The organism is Streptomyces sp. SID9727 (assembly GCF_010550605.1).
Taxonomy (GTDB): Bacteria; Actinomycetota; Actinomycetes; order Streptomycetales; family Streptomycetaceae; genus Streptomyces.
The window spans coordinates 1-18,135 of record NZ_JAAGNI010000137.1 but is presented as its reverse complement, the minus strand read 5'-3'; the positions used below and the strand labels follow the sequence as shown (position 1 = coordinate 18,135).

General features: G+C 72.7%; 17 protein-coding genes. 9 read left to right on the top strand and 8 right to left on the bottom strand.

The window, feature by feature from the left end:
- Nucleotides 1-196: 196 nt before the first annotated feature.
- From dusB to G3I41_RS09300, 4 genes are all read left to right on the top strand, one after another.
- Nucleotides 197-1,345, top strand: coding sequence for a tRNA dihydrouridine synthase DusB (dusB, locus tag G3I41_RS09315; RefSeq protein ID WP_164399744.1), 1,149 nt, complete (start codon nucleotides 197-199; stop codon nucleotides 1,343-1,345).
- 419 nt (nucleotides 1,346-1,764) lie between these two features.
- Nucleotides 1,765-4,476 (top strand): pyruvate, phosphate dikinase, encoded by a 2,712-nt coding sequence (gene ppdK, locus G3I41_RS09310; RefSeq protein WP_164399743.1) that lies wholly within the window; start codon nucleotides 1,765-1,767, stop codon nucleotides 4,474-4,476.
- 436 nt (nucleotides 4,477-4,912) lie between these two features.
- Entirely contained in the window at nucleotides 4,913-5,899 is a 987-nt protein-coding gene (locus G3I41_RS09305; RefSeq protein WP_343242094.1) for a helix-turn-helix domain-containing protein, read from the top strand.
- Nucleotides 5,900-6,022: 123 nt separating this feature from the next.
- Nucleotides 6,023-6,427, top strand: a complete 405-nt coding sequence (locus G3I41_RS09300; RefSeq protein ID WP_164399742.1) for a VOC family protein — start codon at nucleotides 6,023-6,025, stop codon at nucleotides 6,425-6,427.
- Between the two features lie 16 nt (nucleotides 6,428-6,443).
- Here the strand turns inward: G3I41_RS09300 and G3I41_RS09295 are convergent, their stop codons facing one another.
- The 3 genes from G3I41_RS09295 to nirB all read right to left on the bottom strand — a co-directional run bounded on the left by G3I41_RS09295 (nucleotide 6,444) and on the right by nirB (nucleotide 10,394).
- Nucleotides 6,444-7,367: an oxidoreductase gene (locus G3I41_RS09295; protein WP_164399741.1), complete on the bottom strand. Its 924-nt coding sequence runs from the start codon at nucleotides 7,365-7,367 to the stop codon at nucleotides 6,444-6,446.
- Between the two features lie 73 nt (nucleotides 7,368-7,440).
- Entirely contained in the window at nucleotides 7,441-7,800 is a 360-nt protein-coding gene (gene nirD / locus G3I41_RS09290; RefSeq protein WP_164399740.1) for a nitrite reductase small subunit NirD, read from the bottom strand.
- Nucleotides 7,800-10,394 carry a nitrite reductase large subunit NirB gene (gene nirB, locus G3I41_RS09285; protein WP_164399739.1) on the bottom strand — a complete coding sequence of 865 codons (2,595 nt, stop codon included), beginning with the start codon at nucleotides 10,392-10,394 and terminating at the stop codon, nucleotides 7,800-7,802. Before nirB ends, nirD begins: the two co-directional genes overlap by 1 nt.
- Before the next feature lie 282 nt (nucleotides 10,395-10,676).
- Between nirB and G3I41_RS09280 the strand changes: the two genes are divergently transcribed.
- The gene (locus G3I41_RS09280) at nucleotides 10,677-11,465 is read left to right on the top strand and encodes a TSUP family transporter (protein ID WP_164399738.1); all 789 of its coding nucleotides are present in this window, start codon (nucleotides 10,677-10,679) and stop codon (nucleotides 11,463-11,465) included.
- Nucleotides 11,466-11,468: 3 nt separating this feature from the next.
- Here G3I41_RS09280 and G3I41_RS09275 read toward each other — a convergent pair whose 3' ends face one another.
- The 4 genes from G3I41_RS09275 to G3I41_RS09260 form a co-directional block, all read right to left on the bottom strand.
- Complete coding sequence (locus G3I41_RS09275) at nucleotides 11,469-12,092, bottom strand: class F sortase (protein WP_164399737.1); 624 nt, start codon at nucleotides 12,090-12,092, stop codon at nucleotides 11,469-11,471.
- Nucleotides 12,093-12,191: 99 nt separating this feature from the next.
- The gene (locus G3I41_RS09270) at nucleotides 12,192-12,980 is read right to left on the bottom strand and encodes a hypothetical protein (RefSeq protein WP_164399747.1); all 789 of its coding nucleotides are present in this window, start codon (nucleotides 12,978-12,980) and stop codon (nucleotides 12,192-12,194) included.
- 385 nt (nucleotides 12,981-13,365) lie between these two features.
- Complete coding sequence (locus G3I41_RS09265) at nucleotides 13,366-13,845, bottom strand: DUF5990 family protein (protein ID WP_164399736.1); 480 nt, start codon at nucleotides 13,843-13,845, stop codon at nucleotides 13,366-13,368.
- A gap of 3 nt (nucleotides 13,846-13,848) precedes the next feature.
- Nucleotides 13,849-14,643: an aminotransferase class IV gene (locus tag G3I41_RS09260; protein ID WP_164399735.1), complete on the bottom strand. Its 795-nt coding sequence runs from the start codon at nucleotides 14,641-14,643 to the stop codon at nucleotides 13,849-13,851.
- A 93-nt stretch (nucleotides 14,644-14,736) separates the two neighbouring features.
- On the opposite strand from G3I41_RS09260, the gene G3I41_RS09255 reads away from it, so the two are divergent.
- Both G3I41_RS09255 and cutA read left to right on the top strand, forming a co-directional pair.
- A complete protein-coding gene (locus G3I41_RS09255) occupies nucleotides 14,737-15,360 on the top strand; it encodes an NAD(P)H-dependent oxidoreductase (RefSeq protein ID WP_164399734.1) in 624 nt (207 codons plus the stop codon).
- Nucleotides 15,361-15,427: 67 nt separating this feature from the next.
- Entirely contained in the window at nucleotides 15,428-15,769 is a 342-nt protein-coding gene (gene cutA / locus G3I41_RS09250; RefSeq protein ID WP_164399733.1) for a divalent-cation tolerance protein CutA, read from the top strand.
- Nucleotides 15,770-15,776: 7 nt separating this feature from the next.
- Here the strand turns inward: cutA and G3I41_RS09245 are convergent, their stop codons facing one another.
- On the bottom strand, nucleotides 15,777-16,511 hold the full coding sequence (locus G3I41_RS09245; RefSeq protein WP_164399746.1) for an ElyC/SanA/YdcF family protein: 735 nt from the start codon (nucleotides 16,509-16,511) through the stop codon (nucleotides 15,777-15,779).
- 147 nt (nucleotides 16,512-16,658) lie between these two features.
- On the opposite strand from G3I41_RS09245, the gene G3I41_RS09240 reads away from it, so the two are divergent.
- Together G3I41_RS09240 and G3I41_RS09235 are read left to right on the top strand one after the other, a co-directional pair.
- Nucleotides 16,659-17,462, top strand: coding sequence for a Cof-type HAD-IIB family hydrolase (locus G3I41_RS09240; protein WP_164399745.1), 804 nt, complete (start codon nucleotides 16,659-16,661; stop codon nucleotides 17,460-17,462).
- 106 nt (nucleotides 17,463-17,568) lie between these two features.
- On the top strand, nucleotides 17,569-18,135 hold a 567-nt coding region (locus G3I41_RS09235), incomplete at its 3' end, for a CbiX/SirB N-terminal domain-containing protein (protein ID WP_164399732.1).

Below are 18,135 nucleotides of genomic sequence, written 5' to 3'. Positions count from 1 at the left end.
GCTGGGGGAGCCGGGAGTTAAGCGGAACGTGGGTGTGGTCATGATTCATGTCTCCTTGATGCGCCAAAGATTCTCACCGGCCCGTCGCCGGAATCCCCACGCTACGGCGGGGGTACGACAGCGCCCCCTCCTTCCCCCGCCCCGGCGGGGCGTGACCGCCTCCGGAGCAGTCGCCGGGGTACGGGACAATGGGGCCATGACCACGCTCGCCCCCTCGCCCTCGCTGCTCCGCATCGGCCCGCACACCGTGCAGCCGCCGGTGGTCCTCGCGCCCATGGCCGGCATCACCAACGCCCCCTTCCGCACCCTGTGCCGGGAGTTCTCGGGCGGCAAGGGGCTGTTCGTCAGCGAGATGATCACGACGAGGGCCCTGGTCGAGCGCAACGAGAAGACCATGCAGCTCATCCACTTCGACGCGAGCGAGACCCCGCGCTCGATCCAGCTGTACGGCGTGGACCCGGACACGGTCGGCAAGGCGGTCAGCATGATCGTCGACGAGAACCTCGCCGACCACATCGACCTCAACTTCGGCTGCCCCGTCCCCAAGGTCACCCGCAAGGGCGGCGGCTCGGCCCTCCCGTACAAGCGGCCGCTGCTGCGCGCGATCCTGCACGAGGCGGTCTCCCGGGCCGGGGACCTGCCCGTCACGATCAAGATGCGCAAGGGCATCGACGACGACCACCTGACCTACCTCGACGCCGGCCGGATCGCCGTCGAGGAGGGCGTCACGGCGGTCGCCCTGCACGGCAGGACCACCGCCCAGCACTACGGCGGCACCGCTGACTGGGACGCCATCGCCCGGCTCAAGGAGCACGTGCCGGAGATCCCGGTGCTCGGCAACGGCGACATCTGGTGCGCGGACGACGCCCTGCGCATGATGCGCGAGACCGGCTGCGACGGCGTGGTCGTGGGACGCGGCTGCCTGGGCCGCCCCTGGCTCTTCGGCGACCTGGTCAGCGCGTTCGAGGGGACGGGAACGAGGCAGGCGCCCACGCTGCGCACCGTCGCCGAGGTGATGCTGCGGCACGCGACGCTGCTGGGGGAGTGGATCGGCGACGAGGCGCGGGGCGTGATCGACTTCCGCAAGCACGTCGCCTGGTACCTCAAGGGCTTCGCGGTGGGCTCCGAGATGCGCAAGAAGCTGGCGATCACCTCCTCGCTGGAGGAACTGGGCTCCCAGCTCCAGGAGCTGGACCTCGACCAGCCCTGGCCGGACGGCGCCGACGGACCGCGCGGGCGCACCTCGGGCAACAACCGGGTGGCCCTCCCGGACGGCTGGCTGAAGGACCCGTACGACTGCGCGGGCGTCACCGCGGACGCGGAGCTGGACACGTCCGGCGGCTGAGAAGTCCGTCGGCGTATGGGGGGCACTGCGTGCCCCCCATACGCATTTTCGCTCATGTGAGCGGCCCCACCATCGAGTGATTCTCGCCACCTTGAGAGGTGCGACGCTCAGATGAGCGCAAAATCCGGGGCTGCACTTCTCAAAGGGTGGCACTGAGTGCCACCCTGCCCTTACTTTGATCGATCGACGCATCGATCACTTTCAGCCACCGAATGCCGGATTCCGGTATGCGTTGCGTCATCCTGCGTACGACTCCTGAACGCGCGGTTCCGGAGGACTTCCGCGCGGCCGACTTTCGATCTGCTGGCGGACGGGTGGTTACAGCCGTACGACGCGCAAGTGGACGTACCCAGGCACCTTCGATCTGGGTATGTTCCTCGCCGTCAGGGCAGCCACCGCGTCTTCGAGGAGTCGAGACCGTGTCGGAAAACAAAGCTGTGCAGAAGTTCGTCTACGACTTCACCGAAGGCAACAAGGATCTGAAGGACCTCCTCGGCGGGAAGGGGGCCAACCTCGCCGAGATGACCAACCTCGGGCTCCCCGTCCCGCCCGGGTTCACCATCACCACCGACGCGTGCAAGGTCTACCTGGACAGCGGTGAGGAGCCGGCCGCCCTCCGCGACGAGGTGAGTGCGCACCTCGACGCGCTGGAGAAGCGGATGGGCAAGAAGCTCGGCCAGGCCGACGACCCGCTGCTGGTCTCCGTGCGCTCCGGCGCCAAGTTCTCGATGCCCGGGATGATGGACACCGTCCTCAACATCGGCCTCTCCGACGCCTCCGTGGTCGGCCTCGCCGCCCAGGCCGGGGACGAGCGGTTCGCGTGGGACTCCTACCGCCGGCTGATCCAGATGTTCGGCAAGACCGTGCTCGGGGTGGACGGCGAGCTCTTCGAGGAGGCGCTGGAGGCCGCGAAGGACGCCAAGGGCGTCAAGGTCGACGTCGACCTCGACGCGGGCGACCTGAAGAAGCTGGTCAAGGAGTTCAAGAAGATCGTCGCGCGGGACGCCGGCCGCGACTTCCCGCAGGACGCGCGCGAGCAGATGGACCTGGCCATAAAGGCGGTCTTCGACTCGTGGAACACCGACCGGGCCAAGCTCTACCGCCGCCAGGAGCGCATCCCCGGCGACCTCGGCACCGCCGTCAACGTCTGCTCGATGGTCTTCGGCAACCTCGGCCCCGACTCCGGTACGGGCGTCGCCTTCACCCGCGACCCGGCCAGCGGGCACCAGGGCGTCTACGGCGACTACCTCCAGAACGCGCAGGGCGAGGACGTCGTCGCGGGCATCCGCAACACCGTGCCGCTCGCCGAACTGGAGGCGATCGACCAGCAGTCGTACGACCGGCTGCTGAAGATCATGGAGACGCTGGAGACCCACTACAAGGACCTCTGCGACATCGAGTTCACCATCGAGCGCGGCCACCTGTGGATGCTCCAGACCCGGGTCGGCAAGCGCACCGCCGGTGCCGCCTTCCGGATCGCGACCCAGCTGGTGGACCAGGGGCTCATCGACGAGGCCGAAGCCCTCCAGCGGGTCAACGGCGCCCAGCTCGCCCAGCTGATGTTCCCCCGCTTCGACGACACCGCGAAGACCCAGCGGCTCGGCCGGGGCATCGCCGCCTCGCCCGGCGCGGCGGTCGGCAAGGCGGTCTTCGACTCGTACACCGCCGTCAAGTGGTCCCGGTCCGGCGAGAAGGTCATCCTGATCCGCCGCGAGACGAACCCGGACGACCTGGACGGCATGATCGCCGCCGAGGGCATCCTCACCTCGCGCGGCGGGAAGACCTCGCACGCCGCCGTCGTCGCCCGGGGCATGGGCAAGACCTGCGTCTGCGGCGCCGAGGAGATCGAGGTCGACACCAAGCGCCGGCGCCTGACGGTCGGCGACATCGTCGTGGAGGAGGGCGACGTCGTCTCCGTCGACGGCTCCACCGGCAAGGTGTACCTCGGCGAGGTCCCCGTGGTGCCGTCCCCGGTGGTCGAGTACTTCGAGGGCCGCATGCACGCGGGCGCCGACGACGCCGACGAGCTGGTCGCCGCCGTGCACCGGATCATGGCGTACGCGGACCGGGTGCGCCGGCTGCGGGTGCGGGCCAACGCGGACAGTGCGGAGGACGCCCTGCGCGCCCGCCGCTTCGGCGCCCAGGGCATCGGTCTCTGCCGCACCGAGCACATGTTCCTCGGCGAGCGCCGCGAGATGGTCGAGAAGCTGATCCTGGCCGACACCGACCAGGAGCGCGAGACGGCCCTGGAGCAGCTGCTCCCGCTCCAGAAGGCGGACTTCATCGAGCTGTTCGAGGCGATGGACGGGCTGCCGGTCACCGTTCGGCTGCTGGACCCGCCGCTGCACGAGTTCCTGCCGGACATCACGGAGCTCTCGGTGCGCGTGGCCCTCGCCGAGGCCCGCAAGGACGCCAACGAGAACGACCTCCGGCTCCTCCAGGCCGTGCACAAGCTGCACGAGCAGAACCCGATGCTGGGGCTCCGCGGGGTGCGGCTCGGCCTGGTCATCCCCGGCCTGTTCGCCATGCAGGTGCGGGCCATCGCCGAGGCGGCCGCCGCCCGCAAGAACGCCAAGGGCGACCCCCGCGCCGAGATCATGATCCCGCTCGTCGGCACGGTCCAGGAGCTGGAGATCGTCCGCGAGGAGGCGGACCGGGTCATCGCCGAGGTCCAGGCGGCCACCGGCACCGACCTCAAGCTGAAGATCGGCACCATGATCGAGCTGCCGCGCGCCGCGCTGACGGCCGGGCAGATCGCGGAGGCGGCGGAGTTCTTCTCCTTCGGCACCAACGACCTGACCCAGACGGTGTGGGGCTTCTCCCGCGACGACGTGGAGGCGTCGTTCTTCACCGCCTACCTGGAGAAGGGCATCTTCGGGGTGTCGCCGTTCGAGACGATCGACAAGGACGGCGTCGGCTCGCTGGTCAAGAACGCCGTCGCGGCCGGCCGGGCCACCCGTCCCGACCTGAAGCTGGGCATCTGCGGGGAGCACGGCGGCGACCCCGAGTCGGTGCACTTCTTCCACGAGGCCGGTCTCGACTACGTCTCCTGCTCGCCGTTCCGTATTCCGGTGGCGCGTCTTGAGGCGGGCCGGGCGGCGGCCGGGGCACGGGCCAGCGACAGCCGCTGACGCGGAATTCCGGAGGCGGCGGCACCCTGTGCGGGGGTGCCGCCGTCTTGTCGTACGCGACCGGCCGGGGCCACTGTTGTCATGCTCCGGTAAATCGGATGAGCGGCGCCCATTGCTTCGTTTAATGCGCAAAGAAATCGAGTTGAACGGACCGGGGTGCGGCCCGTGGATCCCCATCCACGGGCCGCACCCGGCTTACCCCCATCGAGTGCGGAGCCGCACCTTTGCCAACCGCCGCCGAACGAGCAAAACCCCCCACGGCCTTCACTCGCTCTTCCGGTGGCTCCGGAATCGCACCCGACGCCGTACAGCTTTTCGTCCGGTGGCCGGTCCGGGCGAGACGTTTCACCTCTGGCCGAAACCCCGTGGTGACGTGCTGTTACGATTCGCATACTCTTGCGAGGGGGGAATTGCAGGTGCAAGGGGTGGGAGTTCGGTGCTGCGTATCCATGTCTCCGGATGGGATCTTTCCCGGGTGCGGATGGCCTCCGGGCCGGACGCGCTGTGGGAGACCATTCTCAGTTTTCACCGGCTGAGGGACCGGAGGTCTTCCACGGTCTTCGGGAAATGGCGCACCGAAACCCGCCCACGGTTGAGCGGTGAAGTACGTCTGCTGTCCGCGGTGGTCCCGCAGCGCGGCTATTTCCCCGACTTCCTGACCCCTTCCCAGGAGAACTCCGACCCGCTCGGGCTCGATGCCGGAATGGAAGCCGTGCGCGCCACTCCGCCCGACCGCCTCCGCGCCGAGATCGCCCTCCTGGGCGACCCCGGCGCCCGGCGCGCCGCCCGCCTCGACCCCCTGCGCGAGGGCGGCGCCGAGCCCGTGGCCCGCCTCGTCGGCGCCTTACGGGACTACCACCGCGCCGCCGTCGAGCCGTACTGGCCGCACATCCGCTCCGCCGTCGAGGCCGACCGGGCGATCCGGGGCCGCGCCCTCCTGGACGGCGGCGCCGAGGAGCTGCTCGCCACGCTGCCCCCGGTCATCCGGTGGCGGGCGCCTGTCCTGGAGGCGGACTACCCCGTGGACCGCGACCTCCACCTGGACGGGCGCGGACTGCTCCTCCAGCCGTCCTACTTCTGCCGGGGCACCCCCGTCGTCCTGCGCGACCCCCTGCTCCCGCCGGTCCTGGTCTACCCGGTCGCCCACCCCGCCGCCCCCGCCTTCGCCGACCCGGGCCCCTCGCTCGGCCGGCTCCTCGGGCAGACCCGCTCCACGGTCCTGCGGGCCATCGGCGACGGCTGCACCACCAGCGAACTGGCCCGGCGCGCCGGGGTCTCCCTCGCCTCGGCCAGCCAGCACGCCTGCGTCCTGCGCGAGGCGGGGCTCGTCCACACCCTGCGGCACGGCAGCTCCGTCCAGCACACCCTGACCCCGCTGGGCGGCTCGCTGCTGAGGGGAGGGGCGCCGGTCCCGGTTTCGTGAACGTCCCCGCACGGGAAGGATCCGCGGCCGCACCGATGAGTTCCGGGCGCCCCCGGCGTCTACCCGTCGAGAAGCGTGCGACAGAAGCACAGGAAACCAGAGCACCGAGAGAGCGAGACGGCCATGCCTCAGATGATCTTCGTGAACCTGCCGGTCAAGGACCTGGAGACGTCGAGGGACTTCTTCGCGAAGCTGGGCTACTCCTTCAACCCGCAGTTCAGCGACGAGCGCACCGCCTGCCTCGTCATCAGCGACACGATCTTCGCCATGCTCCTCCAGGAGGACCGCTTCAAGGACTTCACCAAGAAGGACATCGCGGACGCCGCCTCGTCCACCGAGGTGATCCTCGCGCTCAGCGCGGACAGCCGCGAGAAGGTGGACGAGCTGGCCGACGCCGCCCTCGCCAACGGCGGATCGCCCGCCAACGAGCCGCAGGACCTCGGCTTCATGTACGGCCGCTCCTTCCAGGACCCGGACCACCACATCTGGGAGGTCGTCTGGATGGACCCGTCCGCCGTCGAGGGCTGAGCCGCGGCGGGCCGGGCTACAGCCCCGGGTACACCACCCCGGTCAGCTGCTCCGAGGCCACCCACAGGCGCTCGCCCGCCACATCGCCGCGTGTCCAGCCCGCCCGCCAGGACGGCCCGGGCGCGCCGCGCCAGCCCAGCACCCGGGGGCCGGTGAACGAGTCGGGTCGCACGCCCGGTGCGGTCGCCGCGTACAGCGTGGGCAGGGCGCCCGCCGACGCCGGCTGGGCGACGACGCGGTTGGCGATGCCCGCGACCCGCTCCGCCGCCCTGCGGTGCTCCATCCTGGCCGCCGCCGTCTGGAGGTTGGTCGAGGCGTAGCCCGGGTGCGCGGCGGCGGCGACCAGTGCGCTGCCGGCCGCCGCGAGCCGCCGGGCCAGCTCGTGGACGAAGAGCAGGTTCGCGGTCTTCGAGCGGCCGTAGGCGGTCCAGCGGCGGTAGTTGCGCTCGCTGTTGAGGTCGCCCATGTCGATGTTGCCCAGGGCGTGCAGCCCGCTGGAGACGGTCACCACCCGGGCGCCCCCGGCGGCCAGCAGTTTCGGCAGCAGCAGCCCGGTGAGCGCGAAGTGCCCGAGGTGGTTGACGCCGAACTGGGTCTCGAAGCCGTCGGCGGTCCGCCCGTACGGAAGGGCCATCACCCCGGCGTTGTTGATCAGCAGGTCGAGCCGGTCCGCCCGGAAGCCCTCGGCGAACGCGCGCACGGAGGACAGGTCGGCCAGGTCGAGCCGGGCGAACTCGACGTCCGCGCCGCGCACCGCGTACCGGATGCGGGCCGCCGCCTCCTCGCCGCGCCGTTCGTCGCGGCAGGCGAGCAGCACCCTGGCTCCGCAACGAGCCAGCTCGCGGGCGGTGACGAGCCCGATCCCGCTGTTGGCCCCCGTCACGACGGCCGTGCGGCCGCTCTGGTCGGGTATGTCGCGCGCGCTCCAGCCGTGGGTCATGGATCAAGCCTACGACCGGGTACGCGGATGGCCGGAAGTACCCGTTCGAGGTACTTCCGGCCGTGGTGGCGGGTCAGTCCGCGCGCACCTCGAAGACCGGCACGGAGACCTCGTCGTCGTCCAGGCAGGCGCCTGTCGCCAGGTCGAAGCGCTGCTTGAGCAGGGGCGACGCGACGAAGGGCTGCCCGCCCTCCGAGCCGACCAGGCCGCGCGAGAGGACGTAGGCCCCGGTGAACGGGTCGCGGTTGTCGATGGCGTACGTCCGCCCCGCCCGGTCCAGGAAGAGCGCGACCTGCCGCCCGTCCGGGAGGAGGGCGGCGACCCCGCGGCCGGGGGTCAGCAGCGAGCGGTCGCACACCGTGAGCCAGCCGTCCCCGGCGGCGAGCCGGACGGTCCGGGTGTCCTGCGCGGTCTCCAGCGTCTGCGTGGTCATCAGGAGGCGGTCCCTTCAAGGGTGCGGATGGCGAGAACCGGGCCCGCGAGGAGGTCCAGGTCCGGCTTGACCTGGTCGCGTTCCGGGACGAACTTCACCGACGGGTCGGGGGCGTCGGGCGCGTTGACGAAGGTGACGAACCGACGCAGCCGCTCGGGGTCGTTGATGGTCTCGGCCCACTCGTCGCGGTAGCCGCGGACATGGTCGGCCATCAGCCGCTCCAGCTCCTCGCAGAGCCCGAGCTTGTCGTGCACGACGACGTCCCGGACGTGTTCCAGGCCGCCCTCGATGCGCTCCAGCCAGGCCGAGGTGCGCTCCAGCCGGTCCGCGGTGCGGATGTAGAACATCAGGAACCGGTCGATCAGCCGGACCAGTTCGGCGTCGGACAGGTCCTGGGCGAGCAGGTCGGCGTGGCGCGGGGTGGCGCCGCCGTTGCCGCCCACGTAGAGGTTCCAGCCGCCGGCCGTGGCGATGATCCCGAAGTCCTTGCCCCGGGCCTCCGCGCACTCCCGGGCGCACCCCGAGACCGCCGACTTCAGCTTGTGCGGGGAGCGCAGTCCCCGGTAGCGCAGCTCCAGGTCGATCGCCATCCTCACGGAGTCCTGCACGCCGTAGCGGCACCAGGTCTGCCCGACACAGGACTTGACCGTGCGCAGCGACTTCCCGTACGCGTGCCCGGACTCGAAGCCGGCGTCGACGAGCCGGGTCCAGATCAGCGGCAGCTGGTCGACGCGGGCACCGAAGAGGTCGATGCGCTGACCACCGGTGATCTTGGTGTAGAGCCCGAAGTCGCGGGCCACCTCGCCGATCACGATCAGCTTCTCCGGGGTGATCTCGCCGCCGGGTATGCGCGGCACGATCGAGTACGAGCCGTTGCGCTGGAGGTTGGCCAGGAAGTGGTCGTTGGTGTCCTGGAGGGCCGCCTGCTCACCGTCCAGGACGTAGCCGCTGGCGCCGACCGTCGGGGCGAGCGAGGCGATGACCGAGCCGACCGTCGGCTTGCAGACCTCGCAGCCGTCGCCACCCCGTGCCTCCTCCCGCCCGTGGGAGTCGAGGAGGTCCCCGTACGAGGTGATGCGCAGGGTGCGCACGATCTCGTACAGCTCGCTGCGGGTGTACGCGAAGCAGCCGCACAGGCCCGCGTCCGCGCTCTGCGGGAGCAGCTGGCCGATCACCTTGACGCAACTGCCGCAGCCGGTGCCCGCCTTGGTGCACTTCTTCACCTCGGGGAGCGTGGTGTGCTCGCAGATCGCGCCCTTGGTGACGTTGTGGCAGGAGCAGATCACCGCCTCGTCGGGAAGCGCGGACGGGCCGAGCGCCACCGGGCCGCCCGCTCCCGCCGGGAGCACCAGCTGCTCCGGGGCGACCGGCAGCACGCTCCCGGTCATCGGGCGCAGCGTGCCGTACTGGTCGGCGTCGCCGACGAGTACCCCGCCCAGCAGGGTGCCGTCCGCCGCCATCACCAGCTTCTTGTAGACGCCGGAGCGGGCGTCCGCGTACACCACGTCGAGGCAGCCCTCGGCGGTGCCGTGCGCGTCGCCGAACGAGGCCACGTCCACCCCGAGCAGCTTGAGCTTGGTCGACAGGTCGGCGCCGGTGAACGCGGCCTCCTTCCCGGCGATCACCTCGGCGGCCGTCAGCGCCATCTCGTACCCCGGCGCCACCAGTCCGTACACCCGGCCGTCCGAGGCGAGCGCGCACTCGCCGATGGCGAAGACCGCCGGGTCGGAGGTCCGGCACTCCTCGTCCACGACGATCCCGCCGCGCTCCCCGACGGCGAGCCCGCACTCCCGGGCCAGCTGGTCGCGCGGGCGCACCCCGGCAGAGAACACCACCAGGTCCGCGGCCAGCGCGGACCCGTCGGAGAGCGCCATCCCGGTCACCGCGCCGTCCTTGTCCGCGGTCACCTCCTGCGTACCGACCCCGGTGTGGACGGTCAGGCCCATGTCCTCGATGGTGCGCAGCAGCGCGGCGCCGCCGCCCTCGTCCACCTGGACCGGCATCAGCCGGGGCGCGAACTCCACCACGTGCGTGTCCAGGCCGAGGCCCTTCAGCGCGCCGGCCGCTTCGAGCCCGAGCAGCCCGCCGCCGACCACCGCGCCGGTCGTCGCGTCCTTCGCGTACTCCTCGATGGCGAGCAGGTCCTCGATCGTCCGGTAGACGAAGCAGCCGGTGCTGTCCTTGCCGGGGACCGGCGGCACGAAGGGGTAGGACCCGGTCGCGAGGACCAGCGTGTCGTACGCGAAGACCTCGCCGGACCGCGCGGTGACCGTACGGGCCGAGCGGTCCACGGCCACCGCCGGGTCGCCGAGCCGCAGTTCGAAGCCGTGCCGCTCCATGAAGCCGTCCTCGACGAGCGACAGCTCGTCCGGGGTCCTCCCCGCGAAGTACGAGGTCAGCTGGACCCGGTCGTAGGCGGCGCGCGGCTCCTCGCACAGGACGACGACCCGGGCGGTCCCGGCGGCGCCGGTGAGACCGCGCTCGGCCAGGGCCTCCAGGAAACGCTGGCCGACCATCCCGTGCCCGACGACCACGAGCGTCGGCACGGCGGCGGGGCCTGAGGTGGGGGCGGTCGGGGGAGTGGACACCGGCATCTCGGGGCCTCCGTCGTCGGTGAGCGGGTTCGGCAGGGCCACAGGCGCCGGGCCTGTGTGCTCATGACCGGAAGCGTGTCCCGGCGGTGTTACCCGGCCGGTTCCCCGCTGTTTCCCGGGAGGAACCTTGCGCTCAGCACCTGCCGAAAAGGTCTGTGAGGCGGTCGGCGGAGGCCGGAAAAGGGGCCTTGTCCTGCGGAAACCTCAGAGTTGGCTCAACTTTCCCGGTGCGGCCCCGGAACGGTTGGACGGTGCGCGCATCCGCTCCATAGGGTCGTGCTCATGCCGGACATCACCCTGACCACCCTCGTCGTGCTGTGCCTCGCCGCCGCCGCGGCGGGCTGGGTCGACGCGGTGGTCGGCGGCGGCGGACTGCTCCTGCTGCCCGCGCTGCTGCTCGGTCTGCCGCACCTGCCGGCCGCGCAGATCCTCGGCACCAACAAGGCGGTCGCCATCGTCGGCACCTCGGGCGCCGCCGTCACCTACGCGCGCAAGGCGCCCGTGAAGGTGGGCACGGCGGTCCGGATCGGGCTCGCGGCCCTGGCCGGGTCGATGACCGGCGCGTTCTTCGCCGCCGGGATCAGCAACGAGGTGCTGCGTCCGGTGATCATGGTGGTACTGCTCGCCGTCGCCGCGTTCGTGATGCTGCGGCCCCAGTTCGGCCGGTCCGCGGGGCAGGGTGTCCCGCCGCCGGTCACCCGGGCCCGCAGGATCACCGCGATCGTCCTGGTGGGCGGCGGCATCGGCCTGTACGACGGGCTGTTCGGGCCCGGTACGGGTACCTTCCTGGTGCTCGCCCTGACCGCGGTGCTCCACCTCGACCTGGTGACCGCGTCGGCCACCGCGAAGATCGTCAACGTCTGCACCAACGCCGGGGCGCTCGCGATGTTCGCGTACCAGGGCCATGTGCTGTGGCGGCTGGCGGCGCTGATGGCGGTGTTCAACCTGGCGGGCGGGCTGCTGGGCGCGCGGATGGCGCTGCGCAAGGGCAGCGAGTTCGTGCGCGGGGTGCTGCTGGTGGTGGTGTTCTCGCTGGTGGCGAAGCTCGGGTTCGACCAGTGGCAGAGCTGAGGTTCAGCGCACGCCCGTGAGGTGGGCGTACGCCACCACGTTCCCCCGGTAGCCGGTCGCCTCGGAGTAGCCGCCGCCGCAGGTGATCAGCCGCAGCGAGGCGTGGGCGGAGGCGCCGTAGACCCGCTGGTCGGGGAAGTCGTCGTTCTCGTACACCTCGATCGCGTCGAGCGTGAAGACGGCGGTACGGCCGTCCTGCCGGTCCACCTCGACGGTGCTGCCCTTCTTCAGTGAGCCCAGGTCGTAGAAGACGGACGGTCCCTCCGCGTTGTCGACGTGGCCGGCGACGATCGCGGTGCCCTTGGCACCCGGCGGGGTGCCGTCCTCGTACCAGCCGACGATGTCCGTGTCCTCGGCCGGCGGCACGTCCAGGCTGCCGTCGGCCCCGAGCCCGAGCCGCATCATCGGCGCGTCGACCCGGATGGCGGGGATCCGGATGCGTACCGGTGCGGAGGGGCGCAGCGGTACGGCGACCGGGGAGCCGGGCAGCAGGGCGGGCCCGGCGGCGAACGCCTGGGCGGCGGCCGGGCCCGGCGGGGTGAGCCGGGTGCCCGCGCCGTTCTGGATCAGCCAGACACCGGCCAGCGCCACGACGACGAGCAGCCAGCCCTTGGCCTTCTGGGACACGGTGGTCCTCCGGGGTACGGAAGCGGGAAACGGTCCCGTCCCGGTGGCGCGGGGCCACCGGGACGGACACCGGGCGGTACGGAGGGGTGGATGCCTCCGTCAGCCGGCGTCCCGCGTGCCGCTCGCCCGGCGACGCAGGAGCCAGGCTCCGCCGACGGCGGCAGCGGCGAGTACGCCGGCTCCCGCCGCGATCTGGGTGGTGTCCGGGCCGACGCTGCCGCCGACGCCGGTCTTCACGTGCCCCGAGGGGGCGGTGGGGGCGGCCGAGGTGCGGTGCCCGGAGGGCGTCTCCCGCCCGGCCCCTGACTCGTCCCGCCCGGTCCCGGTTTCGTCCCGCCCGGACCCGGTCGGGCGCTCGGTGGGCGTGGTGCGGCCGGCCTCGGCGGGAGCGTCCGGGACGAGGCCGGAGCCGGCGGCCTCGGCGTCGAGACCGTCCAGGCCCTCCGTGTCCTCGTCGCCGCCCAGCCCTTCCAGGTCGGAGAAGTCGTACGTGGGCGAGTCGGCGGTCGCCGCGGGGTCCTCGGTGCCCGCCGCCCGGTCCGCGGCCTTCACCTCGATCTCGCCGGTGGCCTTCTTGCCGTTCGCGCAGTCCACGCCGATGCCGTACGACCCGGGCGCGACGCCGCCCGGCACCCGGAAGGAGCCGGCCAGGGCCTCTTCGAGGGAGGCGGGCGCCAGCGGGAACTCCGGGGCGTCCAGCGCGCTCGCGTCGCCGGTGGCGGCGCTGTCACCGCCGCACGCGGTGGTGTCCACGGTCACCGTGGCGCCCGGCACGGCGCTGGCGGGGGTGATCCGCAGGAGCGCCTGCTCGTCCCCGTACGCGGACGGGGCGACGGCTCCGAGGCCGAGAGCGGCGGCGGCCAGGGCCGCGGCGGCGGTGCCGGTCACGAGTCGGGCAGGACGGCGCATGGGGGTTTCCTCCGAACCGGGGGCGCTGACGGGTGTGTCCTGGCTCCGAGCCAACAGCCGCACCGGCCCCCATGCCTGCTGACACCGAGTCAGCTGTCACCCGTCCGGCCCGGCGCGGCCTCCTTGCCGACCGGTGTCGTCGCAGGTCACAGGGGGGACGGTGGGCGAGGTGCACGGTCCGAGGCGCCCTGGTGCCGTTCGGGTGACGGTCCCGCCGACCGATGTGGCGTACCTCACATGCGTGAGCCGCCGCTGAGCGGGAACACGCATCACTACCCCCCACGGGACGGTGTGCACAGCCGCCCCCGGCCGACGGCCCCCTCCGGACCTCTCCCCCCCCTGGGTCCGGAGGGGGCGGGCTGTGTCAGGGGCGCTCCGGCACGGCGGCCGACCACTCGATCACCGGTGGCCGGACGCGGGCGCAGAGCGGCCGTCCCCCGCCGTCCGAGAGCGGGAGCCGGGCGGTGAGGTGCCCCGAGCGCACGGCCGCCGCCAGGACCGCCGGGTCGACGTCGGCGAACATCAGCTTGGCCCGCCGGAACATCGTGAACAGGCCGTCAGCGCCGACCGTGCCCCAGGACAGGTACACGAAGCGCCCGCCGAGCCGGTTCTGCACGTACGGCCCCCGGACCGCGACCCCGTCCGCCTCCGCGGCCGCCGTGCACTCCAGGGTCCAGCGGGCGCCCGGCGCGTCCCCCGGGGTCGGGCCGAGGACTTCGCCGGGGCGGTCCTTGCGCTGGACGCCCACGTGGACGTTCTCGAAGCCGGGGAAGCCGGGCCCGGCCGGGCAGGAGCGGCCGGGCAGGTGTGATCCCTCGATGCGGAGCAGCAGAGGAGCTTCCATGGGTCAGACCGCCTCGTCCGGCGCGCCCTCGTACGCCGCCGCCAGCCGTTCCATCAGCTCGGCGTCGACCGCGAACGCGGTGTCGTCGATCCGGGAGACCGGGGCCATGCCCAGCGCGTTGGTGAGGAACGCCGACCGGAACGCCCCGAGGCCGTCCAGGGTCACGGTCCGGCGCGACGACTCCAGGCCCGCGTCCGGAAGCTCGCGTTCCAGGACGCCCATGGTCACGCCGGACAGGGCCGGGGCCTGCGGCCAGGTGACCGTCGTGCCGTCCCAGAAGCCGATGTTGGCGATCGTCCCCACCGAGCCGTCGGGCAGGGTCAGGAGCGCGTCGTCGAAGCCGGCGCGGCGGGCCAGGTCCGCGTAGTAGATCTGGCCGAACTCGCCGGGCCGCTTGAGGTGCGCGGCGGTCCGCGCGAACGGGACGGACTTCAGGGCCTTGGGCCCCGAAGGCATCCCGCCCGGCTCCCGGACCGTCACCATCACCGTCGTCGTGGCGCTCCCCGGCGGCAGATACCCGTGCACCCGCACCGAGGCGTCCGCCCTGCCGGCGTTCTCCAGTGCGTGCCGGACCAGCCGGCGCACCAGGTCCCCGTCCAGCGGGAGGCGGAACAGCTCGCGGTTGGCCGCGTCCAGCCGGGCCAGGTGCAGATCCAGGCCGCGCACCCGGCCCTCGCGTACCTGCATCGCGGTGAAGTGGCCGTAGTTGAAGAAGAGCGCCCGGCGCAGATCGTCCTCGGTGGCGGGCCGGCCGTCGAACTCGGCGTACGGGAGGGCCGCCGCTGCTGGAGTCGTCATGCGGCCACGGTAGGCGGCCGCCGCCACTCGGCGGGAGGCCCGTTCCTGTCCGCGCTTGACCTCAACCATGGTTGATGTACGAACGTCTTCGCCATGGACCTCGACACCGCGGAATCCACCGCCACCACCCTGCCCGAGACCGCCCCCCTGAAGGTGGCCGTCATCCTCGCCAGCAACCGCGAGGGCCGGTTCGCCCCGGTCATCGCCGACTGGTTCCTCGCCCACACCGACGCCCATCCCGCGATCGGGACGGACGTGGTCGACGTCGCCGGCCTCGACCTGCCGACCGCCCTCTCCTTCCGTCCGGAGCCCGCGGCCAGGGAGGTGCTGGCCGGGGTATCGGCCCGGCTGGCCGAGGCGGACGCCTTCGTCGTCGTCACCCCCGAGTACAACCACTCCTACCCGGCGCCCCTGAAGAACCTCATCGACTGGCACCGCGACGAGTGGCAGGCCAAGCCCGTCGCGTTCGTCTCCTACGGCGGGGTCTCCGGCGGACTGCGCGCGGTCGAGCACCTGCGCCAGGTCTTCGCCGAGCTGCACTCCGTCTCGATCCGCGACACCGTCTCCTTCCACAACGCCGGTGCCCAGTTCGACGACGAGGGCAGACACCGCGACCCGGCCGGCCCGGACGCCGCCGTGAAGACGCTGCTCGACCAGCTCGTCTGGTGGGGCCGCGCCCTGCGGGACGCGAAGCGGGCCCACCCGTACGGCGGCTGATGGCGCGGCGGGAGGCGGGGCCCCACAATCGGGAGGGAACCGCCGACCGCTGCGAGAAGAGGACGAAGTGACGACGACGCCGGCATGGCTGACCGTACTGACCACGACGGACAGCGAGGAGAAGGCCAGGGCGCTGGCGCGGGGAGTGGTCGAGGCGCGGCTCGCCGCGTGCGTGCAGATCTCCGCGCCCGTCACCTCCGTCTACCGCTGGCAGAACGCCATCGAGGCCGCCGAGGAGTGGCAGCTGTTCTGCAAGACGACGGCCGAGCGGTACGAGGAGCTGGAGGCCCACCTCCAGGAGGCGCACGACTACGACACCCCGGAGATCATCGCCCTGCCGGTCCTCCGGGGCAGCGCCCGCTACCTGGGCTGGGTCTCCGCCGAGACGGCCCCGGTCACCTCGGTCTGAGCCCCCGTCAGCGGGAGGCCGCCGCCAGCGCGTCGTCCACGCCCCGTTCCCGGGGGCCCAGGAAGTGCGGGTCCGGCTCGAACAGGGCGTCGAGCGCCGCCTTGCCCGCCGCGAACACCTCCCGCGTCCCGCCGTAGTACCAGGTGGCGTCGTGCTTCGCGTCCACCCCGACCCCGTACGCGTCGATCCCCGCCGCCCGGCACAGCGCGATGGCCCGGCGGATGTGGAAGCCCTGGCTCACCAGCACCGCCCGGTCCACGCCGAAGATCTTCTTCGCTCGCACGCACGAGTCCCAGGTGTCGAACCCCGCGAAGTCGCTGACGATCCGGTCGTCCGGCACGCCCTTCCCGACCAGGAACGCCCGCATCGCGTCCGGCTCGTCGTACTCCGCACGGCTGTTGTCGCCGGTCACCAGGAGGACCTCCACCTTGCCGTCCCGGTAGAGCGCGGCGGCCGTCCGCAGCCGGTTCGCCAGGTACGGGGACGGCTTCCCGTCCCACAGCCCCGCCCCGAACACCACCGCGACCTCCCGGGCGGGCACGTCCTCGACGGTCCTGATCCGGGCATCGGCCACCACATGCAGCCAGGCCGCCGGGGCGAGGGCCAGCACACACGCGGCCATCAGCCCCTGCACGGCCCGCCGCCGCCCCCGCCGGGTCCTCGGCAGCCGGGGCCGCAGCCGGCGGGCGGCCCTCAGCGGCCCGGTGCCCCGCACCCGTTCACTCCCCGGCGTCCGCCGCATCCGTGCCCTCACGCGCCCCGCCCTCACTCGTCCACCCCCGCCTCAGGGGTCCGACCGCCCCCGTCCTCCTGGACGATCCGACGGCCGAAAGGGTTCTCCATCCGGCCCGCACGGTCCGCGTACCATCGGGCGATGTCGCTTCCACGGTTGATCGCCTCCGATCTCGACGGCACCCTGCTGCGCGGTGACGGCTCGCTCTCGCCCCGCACCCTGCGCGCCCTGCGCACCGCCGAGGAGGCCGGGACGGAGATCGTCATCGTGACCGCCCGGCCGCCGCGCTTCGTGGACCGGCTGGCCGAGGCCACCGGCCTCGTGGGCACGGCGGTGTGCAGCAACGGGGCCCTCGTCTACGACATGGCGAGCCGCAGCGTCGTCTCCTCGCAGATGCTGTCCCTGCCCGTCGCCCGGCAGGTCGCCACCTCCCTCGCCGCGGCCGTCCCCGGCGTCGGCTTCGCCCTGGAGACCGGCAACCAGGTCCTCTACGAACCCGCCTACCGGCTGCGCCTGTCCGAGGACGAGGGCGCCGAACTCCCGGTGGCCTCCCTCGCCGAACTGTGGCTCACCGACGCCCCCGTCACCAAGCTGCTCGCCTGGTCGGAGCAGCTCGACGCGGACACCCTGCTCGCCGCCGCCCGCCAGGGGGCCGGCGACACCGTCCAGCTGACCCACTCCGGCGGGCGCGGGCTGCTGGAGATCAGCGCGCCCGGCGTCACCAAGGCCGGCGCGCTCGCGGTGCTCTGCGCGGAGCGGGGCATCGACGCGGCGGACGTCATCGCGTTCGGCGACATGCCCAACGACCTCACCGTCCTCGCCTGGGCCGGTACGGGCTACGCCATGGCCAACGCCCACCCGGCGGTGCTGGCCGCCGTGCCGACGCACGCCCGGACCAACGAGGAGGACGGGGTGGCCCAGGTCATCGAGCACCTGTTCGCGATGCGGGGGAGGGGCTGAGGGAGCGCCGGGTCTCCTGGCCGCCGCGGCTTTCCCGTGAGGCGACGGAAAACGCCCGTGACGGTCATGCAACGCCCCGGCAACACGCGTCCGCCACCATCTCCCCATGCACCGCGTCCGGCACCTCCCCGCGCACCCCCCGGCCCTCCACGCCCCCGCCCTGGTCGCCGTCGCCCACGGCAGCCGGGACCCCCGCACCCCGCACACTGTGGCCGCACTCCTGGACCGGGTCCGCGAACTGCGCCCCGGGCTCGACGTCCGCCTCGCCCACATAGAGCTCAACGCGCCGCTCCTGCCGGACGCCCTGCACGCCCTCGGCGCCGGCGAGGCCGTCCTCGTACCGCTGCTGCTCGGGCGCGGGCACCACGTCAAGCACGACATCCCCGCGTCCGTCGCGGCCGCCCCCGCCCTGCGGGCCCGGGTCGCCGCGCCGCTCGGGCCGCATCCACTGCTGGTGGAGGCGTTGCACGACCGGCTCACCGAGGCCGGGTGGCACGCTTCGGACCGGGGGAACCGCGACAGCGCCGTCGTCCTCGCCGCCGCCGGGTCGCGCGACCCCGAATCGGCGGCCGACGCCCGGCACACCGCGCTGCTGCTCGGGGAACGGCTCGGCGGCGTGCCCGTCGTGCCCGCCTACGCCTCCGCCGCCTCGCCCACCGTGCCCGCCGCCGTG